This is a genomic window from Nonomuraea sp. 3N208 (genome assembly GCF_052245935.1).
GTDB lineage: Bacteria > Actinomycetota > Actinomycetes > Streptosporangiales > Streptosporangiaceae > Nonomuraea.
This window is the reverse complement of record NZ_JBQQBR010000084.1, coordinates 21,193-27,626: the sequence shown is the minus strand read 5'-3', so window position 1 is coordinate 27,626 and position 6,434 is coordinate 21,193. Positions and strand designations below refer to the sequence as shown.

Here is a 6,434-nt window from a genome sequence, read left to right as displayed (position 1 = left end):
CAAACGCTGGATCACCCGCTGGAAAGCCGCTCTGAACGCCTTCGCCATCACCTTCGAAGGCCGTCTGACCCCGACCACTCGATAGAACTAATTCAAGATCGAGTTACACCGTTTTCTGGACAGGCCCACCTCGAGCACAGCGTCCGTCACGAGGCTGCGCTGGACCCACACGGTATTGCACTGCACCCCCGTGGTTCTCGCTCCCTGCCGTATACGTGCTCCGCAGATGAAGCCGGGCATGTGCTTACGCGACGTTGCGTGCATCCCACCTCGGCAATGCCCGCAAATGATGAATCCGGAGAAGATGTGAGGTGCGTTGCGGCGTTGTCGTCGCCGGTCTTGGGCGCCCTCCTTACGGGCCGCCATGTAGGCGTCCCAGGTCTCACGGGAGATCACAGGTTGATGCGCGCCTGGATGCAGGACGCGCTTGCGGCAACTCGGGGCCTTACCGCATCGGCAGCTCGGGTCGTGAACGCTGATGAATCCTGCGCCGAAGCCGCGGTCGAGCATCCAGGCGAGTTCGCTCTCACCCCACTCCGCGCCGCCGGCTGTGCGGATTCCCCGCCGGTTGAGCCATTGCGCGAGCTTGTAGTGGCTGCGGATCTCCAGCCACCGCTGATAACACTCGGCGAGGATTTCTGCCGTGCCATTCTCAACGTCGGGCTCGTAGCGTTCCGGGCCGTCCGCAGGGTTGGCGATCGTCCGGTCGTGGTACAGAGGGTGCGGCTGCCGGCCCCGTCGGACGTAGCCGAAGTAGTCGCCGCCCAAGGGTGGGAGGCCCCGGGCCAGCCGGTTTTGGAACGCCTCGGCCCACTGCTCCCCCGCCCGGTCCGACTCGAACGCCGCCAGCTCCATGAGCATGCCGCGGGTGAGCTTGCCTACGGCGGTGCGGGCATCAACCTCCTCGGTGGCGGAGATGAGCTGTCCGGCTGCGGACTCGACGCGGGCCAGGTTGAGCTGGTTGCCGGTGCGGTTACGGCCGAAGCGGCTGTACTTCCACACGAGGATCGCCGTTGCCGCGCCTTTCTCGACGTCGGCGATGGCGTCCATGATCTTACGCTGGAAGGTGCGGCCCGACACGTCGAGGTCTTCGATCCAGCGGGCGATGTAGTAGCCCAGGCGTGCCGCTGCCCGCTCGATGGCGTCCCTCTGAATGGCGGGCGAGATCTGCTCCTCGCGGAGCATCGATACCCGGATGTAGCCGACGGCGGGCTGTAACTCACGTTGCTTGACCGGCCCTACCAGCGAAGGTGTACCCGAACTCACTCGTTGCATGATCTCATGCGGTCCTGTCAAGGACGGCGTCTAAGGTTACAGCGACTGAGCCGTCTGGACCATGCGGCACCGGAATTCTCACTCCCTCCATCCCGGGCCAGATTAGAGCAACAGCCCGGAGGCCACGGAGTTCCCACGCGATGCCAGGATGGTCGCGCTTTCGAGAACTCTGCCGTTCATGTGCCCGGAAGGGCAGGATTGCGTGAGTAATCGCATGTGAGATCGTAGAAGTGATGAGAACCCGCGCCGAAGCTCTTGCTGCCGCTGGTCGAGTCCTCGCTCAGGCGCGGGCACGCCGAGACGCCCTGTCCCCTGAAGAGGCCGCCCGTGCCGCTTATGTCCCCGGGGGCCGCTCTGTCGACGAGTTGGCGGACATCATCCGCGAGCAGCGCCGCAGGGCTCGGGCTGCGGCCGTCACTTGTGAGCAACGTCTGCCTGCTGGCGCGTAGCAATCTCGCCGGCAATCAGGCAAGCGATACATCTGTTCGTCCAACAGTGCAGATCGACGAAACGGCCAGGTGACACGTGCCCGGAGATAGGCTGATCTGATCCCGTCCGATCGGCCCTGGAGGCCACGTGGCGCACCCACTCGTCGTCGGCATCGCCGGCGGCTCCGCGTCAGGCAAGACCACGATCACCACCTGGTTGCGTACCGCCGTCGAGCAATCCGGACGCACCGTGGACGTGCTCGCCAGCGACCCGTACATGTATCACGACGTCGATCGCGGCCCGACTTTCGTCTCCCCCACGACCGGTGAGGTGACCTTCGATTGCAACCGGCCCGAGTCGGTCGACTGGCTCGCTTTCCTGCGCGACCTCGACACCCGGACCAGCGAGGTAGTAGCGCCGGACGTGCTGCTTGTCGAAGGGCTCATGATCTTGCATATCGCAGCGGTGCGCGAACGGCTCGATCTGCGGCTCTTCGTCGAGCTCGACGCGGACGAGCGTGCGCTGCGTCGGCTGCTGCGGGATATGAAGGAGCCGCGTGGACTGCGCGAGCCGGAGGTGATCGCCAATTACTACCGGGAGAGCGCTCGGATCGGGCACGCGCTGTATGTCGAGCCGTCCCGGCAGTACGCCGACATCATTGTGCGCGGTGACGCCCCGCTGGATCGGGTGCAACCGTTGTTGCTGGCGATGATCGATCGGCTGCTCGCCGAGCACAGTGCCCGCGAGCCCTCGACCTAGCAGGGATGACGTCACGATGCCAAAGAGGTCGGCCTGACGGTAGAGGCCTCCGGAAGTTGTGCGTTCATGAACGCGCTAGTGACCGCGTCGACATTTCGCTCCAGTCGATGGGGTGGCCCAGACGCGTCTGGTTGGCCTGCTCGTAGCTCGCTCGCCGGGAGCGCTGCTCGGCGAGCAGCGCCGCGTGCTCGGCCGCCCGCTGCTGTACTGGCCACGGGGCGGCGAGCTGCCCGTCCGGGGTGATCCAGCCGTAGGTCCACCTGCGCCTCCCTTCACCATGACGAGGCTCGGCCCATGGCGGTCCCAGATGCCACCGCCGGACGCGGCGATGCCGTGGCCCTACCGCTGATTCCGTACCGATCCTCCTTGGAGGCCGATCGGCACGACCCAGACATTTGAGTAGGGGCCTACTCAGGCGCACGCCACGGGGGCGGTAGATCCTCCTCTCAGCGGCATCGGCCCACAACGAGAGGAAGCGTCATGCAAGGCATCCGCAGAATCATGGCCATGGTCGCGACCATTGGCGTCATCTCCGTTGGCCTGGCGCACCCGGCCACCGGGACGGCCAACGCGTCCACCGCCTACAAGCGGTACACCTGGAACAAGAGCATGAAAGCGGGCGACTGCTGGATGTACGGCGGCGCAAAATGGACCCTGTATCCGAACGGCACGGCCGAGTTCGACGCCAGGGTCTTCAGTACGTCCGATGACGACGCCTGGCTGATGTGGGCCCATCTCAAGGACGAGAACGGCGCGGTGCTCGACGAAATTCAGGTGGCCGGCAGCACCAGCACGAAGTTCGTCAAGAACATCCCGGTTGAGGTGCGGACGTACCGGTGGTTGGCCAAGGGTCGGTTCGACCCCAGCCTCTACCCGCTGATCAAGGGCATGTCGTTGTCGAAGCACTGCTGATTCGGCGGTCTCATTGCCGGGGATAGTACGCACACGAGCCGCCAGCCGCGGCGCTCTATCTGCGATAACCGCTTTCCGCCAGTTCCTGCCTCGGACTCCTGGAAGGCCTAGACGGCCTGCATCTCCGTCACGGATCCCTTCGCTGGAGGTCTACAGGTAGGAGCGGCGGGCGCGAACCTCCATCTTGGAGGTCGCCGTGGTGGAGGTCGCCGTGGTGGAGGTCGCCGTGGTGGTGACGAGCACGACCCGGGAGAAGGGGTCGAGCACGCCCACAGCGGGTGTCAGGTGGAGCCAGCGGAACGCCGACCCGGGGCCGGTCGCGGCGATCTGCCCAGTCACGTCCGTCCCTGCGGTCATGTCCCACGTGTCGGTGGTGACCAGGCGGGCCCGCATCTGCCCGCAGTCGATCAGGAGCCGCTCCCCTTCAAGCAGCCCTGACGAGCGGGAGACCGTGCCTCCGGTGGCCACGTCGGTCAGGGCAGGGTTGACGGGCGGACCGGTGAAGCGCACCAGCGCGTCCATGATCGGCCTCGTGCTTCCGGCGAGGGTGGTCACGAGCCGCGCGGCCGCGTTCGCCGACCCCTGCCAGGTGGTCTCGACCTCGTCGCGCCAGTACATGCCGGGGATGCGCATCACGGCGGTCACGCGGGCCATCGCCGCCGTGGTGTTGATCTCCGGCTCGCTGATCCCGTCGAGGATGACCTGGGCCTGGCGGACGATCGTGCCCGCGATGTAGGTGAGCGTCATGAGCCGGTGCTTGACGCCGAGCAGCGCCGTCAGTGCCTCCAGGTTGTGTTCCATCTGCACGCCACGACGGTCCCAATCAGTGGGACGGGACGGGCCCCGCCATACGGCGGGGCCGCTTTCGTAGGTGGGGGTGCGGGCTACCGCAGTGCGGCCTGCGGGGCTCCGCCGAGGCGGGCGCCGCCGACGTCAGCCCGGCGGCCGGCCTCCGCGCCGCTGGCGTAGGCGCCGGAATCGACCTGATGCTGCGGCCTTTGCGCAGCTTGGGGTACATCTGGGCCATCATCTTGTGCAGGACCTTGTCGCGTTCGACGAGCACGAGTGCGGGCTCGCCGAGACTCCCTGACCCCGAAGAGGCCGCTTGCCGCCTGCGTTCCGGGAGGCCGCTCCGTTGCGGAACGGGCGGCCATCATCCGCGAGCAATGCCGGAGCGCTCGCGCGGCGGCCATCATGCGTGAGCAACATCTGAAGCCCAGCGCGTAGCAATCTCGCTGGCAGAATCGCCAGCGAGAGATGATGACCCCGGCGCAGATGGCATTGCACAACTCTGTGACGTAAGGCGCTAAAAGCGGACATTCGGCTTACTCGCGCCGGATGGCCCCAGACCTGAACCACTGAACAAGCGTGGCAGCTAGATGAACAGCCATCTGAACGGCTTCCAGGGAAATGGCGCGGGCAGGGCCCCACTCCTCGAACAAACCAGTAGCGATCACCACCTTCCAATCGCATACGCTGCCACGAGATCATCGAGCAGAAGGGCGGCCCGTCATGCCGCAGCAGGTAGCACCCGGCCTCATCTCCTGGGCAAGCGACATCGAGCCGGGCACCATCGAACAAGCCGCGCGCGCCGCCCGCCTGCCCTTCGTCCCCAGCCACGTCGCGCTGATGCCCGACGCACACATCGGTATGGGCGCCACCGTTGGCTCCGTCATCCCCACCCGGGGCGCGATCATCCCCTCGGCCGTGGGCGTGGACATCGGCTGCGGCATGGTCGCCACCGAAACCGACCTGACCGCCTCGGATCTGCCCGACACCCTGGCCGCGCTCATGCCGCTCATCGAGCGGCGCATCCCGGCCGGCGTCGGCCAAGGCCATGACGACCCGCACATCGACGTCTCACTCGACGCGGTCGGCACGCCCAACACCTCGTTGACGAGCAAGCAGGAGCACACGGTCATCACCCAGTTCGGGACGCTCGGCTCCGGCAACCACTTCGTCGAGGTCTGCCTGGACGAACGCGACCGGGTGTGGACAGTGCTGCACTCCGGCTCGCGCGGCATCGGCAACCAGCTCGCCACCAAGCACATCGGCGAGGCCAAGAAGCTGATGGCGCAGTACTTCATCAAGCTGGAAGACCCGGATCTGGCCTACCTCGTCCAGGGAACCCCGCAGTTCACCGCCTACATCGAGGACATGCTGTGGGCACAGCGCTACGCCATGGCCTCGCGCGCCCGCATGGCCGAGGTGTTGGCGGCCTCCCTCTTTCAGGTCGTCGGCCACGGTTCCGCGCTGCGCACGATCAACGCCCACCACAACTTCACGCAGATGGAGCACCACCACGGCCGTGACATGTGGATCACCCGCAAGGGAGCTATCAAAGCCGACAGCGGAGACGAGGGCATCATCCCCGGCTCGATGGGCACCCGCTCCTACATCGTGACCGGCCTGGGCAGCGCCGCCTCCTATAACTCCTGTTCTCACGGCGCAGGACGGCGCATGTCCCGCACCGAGGCACGTAAGAAGCTCACCGCGGCCTCGCTCACCGAAGCGATGGGCGACCGCACCTGGAACGCCGACCGTGCAGGAGCCCTGGTGGACGAGCATCCGGAGGCGTACAAGTCGATCGACCAGGTCATGGAGGACCAGAAGGACCTCGTCACCGTTCAACACACGCTGCGGCAGGTCTTCAACTACAAGGGCTGATTCCGGCCGATGAGGAGGGGTGATGCGAGGCTGGCCCTGAGCGGCCACGCTATCGGCGACCCCGGGATGAGGGCGTGCTGAACGCGGGCGGGCTCGACGCCTCCCTGCCGCTGGTCGTCAACGGCTTCATCAGCGCCTAGATCTGCTGGAACGCCAAGAGCGCCCCCACCCACCTCCGAAAGAGGCGGATGGGGGCTCATCTATGTCCAGCGGGCCCGTCCCGGGGACGGTGGGGCGGTGGATGGCCGAGCGGCATCCGCGTCCAACCGGTCGAAGTCCGCCCGCGCTGCGCGCGCCGAACCGCCGGCGCAGCGCCGGATGCTCACGTCGTTGCTGCTGAGTCACGCGGTGGTGAAACCCGCTGGGGCGGAGGACTGCGCTGCTCCGGCGGC

Annotated in this window: 6 protein-coding genes; 4 read left to right on the top strand and 2 right to left on the bottom strand. The window is 66.5% G+C overall.

The window, feature by feature from the left end; translation table 11 throughout:
* Nucleotides 1-87 precede the first annotated feature (87 nt).
* A complete protein-coding gene (locus ACTWPT_RS58135; protein ID WP_443186140.1) occupies nt 88-1,275 on the bottom strand; it encodes a recombinase family protein in 1,188 nt (395 codons plus the stop codon).
* Between the two features lie 576 nt (nt 1,276-1,851).
* Here ACTWPT_RS58135 and ACTWPT_RS58130 point away from each other — a divergent pair.
* From ACTWPT_RS58130 to ACTWPT_RS58120, 3 genes are all read left to right on the top strand, one after another.
* A complete protein-coding gene (locus ACTWPT_RS58130) occupies nt 1,852-2,463 on the top strand; it encodes a uridine kinase family protein (protein WP_443186139.1) in 612 nt (203 codons plus the stop codon).
* 112 nt (nt 2,464-2,575) lie between these two features.
* The gene (locus tag ACTWPT_RS58125) at nt 2,576-2,812 is read left to right on the top strand and encodes a hypothetical protein (protein ID WP_443186138.1); all 237 of its coding nucleotides are present in this window, start codon (nt 2,576-2,578) and stop codon (nt 2,810-2,812) included.
* 158 nt (nt 2,813-2,970) lie between these two features.
* Entirely contained in the window at nt 2,971-3,375 is a 405-nt protein-coding gene (locus ACTWPT_RS58120; protein ID WP_443186137.1) for a DUF6294 family protein, read from the top strand.
* A 150-nt stretch (nt 3,376-3,525) separates the two neighbouring features.
* On the opposite strand, the gene ACTWPT_RS58115 is transcribed toward ACTWPT_RS58120, so the two are convergent.
* Nucleotides 3,526-4,182: a hypothetical protein gene (locus ACTWPT_RS58115; RefSeq protein WP_443186136.1), complete on the bottom strand. Its 657-nt coding sequence runs from the start codon at nt 4,180-4,182 to the stop codon at nt 3,526-3,528.
* Nucleotides 4,183-4,887: 705 nt separating this feature from the next.
* Here ACTWPT_RS58115 and ACTWPT_RS58110 point away from each other — a divergent pair.
* Nucleotides 4,888-6,042 (top strand): RtcB family protein, encoded by a 1,155-nt coding sequence (locus ACTWPT_RS58110; RefSeq protein ID WP_443186135.1) that lies wholly within the window; start codon nt 4,888-4,890, stop codon nt 6,040-6,042.
* Nucleotides 6,043-6,434 lie beyond the last annotated feature (392 nt).